The 2,531-nt window shown below is 28.6% G+C and carries 4 protein-coding genes; all 4 read right to left on the reverse strand.

Features of this window, described 5'->3' with window-relative positions; all coding sequences use genetic code 11:
• Positions 1 to 222: 222 nt before the first annotated feature.
• Complete coding sequence (locus tag RI01_RS01975) at positions 223 to 1,335, reverse strand: AAA family ATPase (RefSeq protein ID WP_017192989.1); 1,113 nt, start codon at positions 1,333 to 1,335, stop codon at positions 223 to 225.
• A gap of 55 nt (positions 1,336 to 1,390) precedes the next feature.
• Positions 1,391 to 1,864 carry a hypothetical protein gene (locus RI01_RS01980; protein ID WP_017192990.1) on the reverse strand — a complete coding sequence of 158 codons (474 nt, stop codon included), beginning with the start codon at positions 1,862 to 1,864 and terminating at the stop codon, positions 1,391 to 1,393.
• A 130-nt stretch (positions 1,865 to 1,994) separates the two neighbouring features.
• Positions 1,995 to 2,264 carry a hypothetical protein gene (locus RI01_RS03760; protein ID WP_017192991.1) on the reverse strand — a complete coding sequence of 90 codons (270 nt, stop codon included), beginning with the start codon at positions 2,262 to 2,264 and terminating at the stop codon, positions 1,995 to 1,997.
• Positions 2,265 to 2,282: 18 nt separating this feature from the next.
• Positions 2,283 to 2,531: HU family DNA-binding protein (locus tag RI01_RS01990; RefSeq protein ID WP_017192992.1), on the reverse strand; the 249-nt coding region annotated here is incomplete at its 5' end.

Consider the following 2,531-nt stretch of genomic DNA (forward strand, 5'->3'; position numbering starts at 1 on the left):
ATAATAATTAAAAAGGAAGTTAAATAGCCTTTCCAAGTTGATGTTTTGTTTGTTTGATTGGTGAAAAGTTTCCTTTTGAAGAAAAAGAAAATACCGAAGACAGTGGTAGTCATGAAAAACCAAGTAAAATAAGATTTAAAGGTTAGATAAGTTTTAATTAGGTCTAAAGGTGTTTTCATAACTGTTTACCTCCTTTCTTTTTAATTTTTTATTCGATAGTGTTTAAATGGTGTCATCTTGTGAGATTATCATTTTGTAAGCTTGTTTTAAGTCTTCTTTATTGATTTCATTTCTTCTAGTTTCGCCTTGACCTCGTTTTTTGGCGAAGATGGTGACAGTTGTTTTTAACAGGTTTTCTAGAGTGCGATTCGCTTTTTTGAATTCTTGGTTAACTGGTAATTTCTCTAAAGATTCGTTAATTACTTCGTATAAATATTGTTTCGCTTCGTCGTTGTAAGGATTTTTACGTTTGTTGATTAAGAATTCTAAAAAGGCTTTTCTTTCTTCTTTATTACCAGGTTTTACTTCGATGTTGTAAGTAAATCTTGATTTGATGGCTTCATCAATTTGGTTGATGTGGTTTGTAGCACCAATAATGAAAATAGGTTTTTCATGATTATTTTCAAAAGAGGTCATTTCGGTTTTGAATTGGTTTACCACATTGGCGATTTCTGAACCAGCTTTTAATGTTCCTAAATCAGTAAAAATGGTTTCGCATTCATCTAAAAAGATAATGGCACCGTTGTTTTTGTCTGATTCTTCTCTAGCTGTTTCAAATAAATCTTTAACCATTTGAGGCGCTATTCCACAATATTGTTGTGAAAAAATAGCACTACTTACTTCGAAGAAAGGTAAATTTGTTTCTTTGGCTAAGGCTCTCGCTAAAGTGGTTTTACCTGTTCCTGGACAACCATACATTAAGATGCCTAAGGGCGAATCTACCTCACCAATATTGTTGTAGTTTTCTTTTTTGTTAAGGTAATCAACAAAACTTTCTACAGCTTGTTTTTCTTCTTTGAAACCGATTAATTGATCAAAAGAAGGAAATTTTTGATTGTTAGACGGATGAAAGTTTGTTTCTTTTTGTGTTTCTTTATTTGTATTGGTGATTTGGTTTTGAATTATATCTTTGTTTTGTCGGAGTTTGTCTTTTATTTCTTGGAGATTTTTATTTTGGATTTCTAATTTTTTATGATGGGTTATGAGGTTTGTTTCGGTTTCAGTTAAAGTTTGATGGTGAATCCATACATAAGTTCCTAAAAATAAGATCATAGATGTTATGATGATTATGATTAAATTAGTTGAATTTTTATTTGATTTCTTTTTGATAGTCATCTTAGTTCCTTTCTAACAAAAAAGACCAATCATTAATTGGTCTTTTGATGTTTTATTATGATAAATTAGTAATTTTATTTTCGATTGTTTGACTGCTGCCGCTATAAGCTGTGCCTTGAGAATCGACTAATTCGTAATCACAAATTAACTCTAATTGAGGGTTTTTATTAGTAATGATTTCTTTTTGTTCGATGCTAATTTGGATGTTAAGTTGTCCTAAGCCTTTTTTGTTAAAGATCATTTGTGGGCGTTTAGTATCATTGTAAGTTGCGTTATTTACTTTAACTTCGTGTAAAAAAAAGTTTGATGGATTGGCAAAAGTGTTATGTGTGTCATATGTCATTTTTAATTTTAAATATAATGGAGTATTAATATCCATTCCGTTGGAGTTAAGAGTTGCTTTATGATCGAATGAAATCGTGTGAGCGTATTTTGTAGGGTTTAAATTTGGAAGTGGAAGTGGTATAATAGCTTTATCTTCGTTATTTCCGCCTACTCTTTCCACGTTAAATAGAGGAATATCTGTCATTAATTGAATTTTTTCTTTTCTTTGTTTAGAAAAGTAATTAGTTAAAGCATAAATAGAAGCAATGGTAAAAATAAACTGATCAAAACCACTAAAGTGGTAAAAATTTTATTTTTAGTTTGAATTTTCATAATTATTTTCCTCCTGGGATAATTGATTTAATGATATTGATAAAGTTTTTAATTTCCGTGGTAAACCAAGGAATTTTGTTTTCATAGTAAAGAGCTAATAAAGATAAAAGTGAATTTAAAATGATAATAATATAAGTGATTTTTTGTAAAAAAGGTAATTTTTTGATTGTTAAAATTTTGGTTTCCTTTGTTGTTGTTTTTGGTACATTGTTATTGGTTTTTTCTTGGTTTTTTGATTTATTTTTAGTTTTTTTGATAATTATTTTTGACATATTGGTTCTCCTTTGAATTTATTTTAATTTTAGTTCTTTCACTTTATCTTTAATGGATTTTGAAAGTTTAAAAGCGACTACTGTTTTGGCAGGAATTTTTAATTTTTTCTTTGTTTTAGGGTTTCTACCGATGTAGGCTTTTCTTGGTTTTAATTGGAATTTACCGATTTGAGGTGATAAAACTACTTCTTCATTAGTAGTAATTGATTCTATTAAAGTCTTTTCGAAGATATGATAAAATTCTTCTGTTTTTGAAATTGAGGTTTT

The organism is Italian clover phyllody phytoplasma str. MA1, from assembly GCF_000300695.1.
GTDB lineage: Bacteria > Bacillota_I > Bacilli_A > Acholeplasmatales > Acholeplasmataceae > Phytoplasma.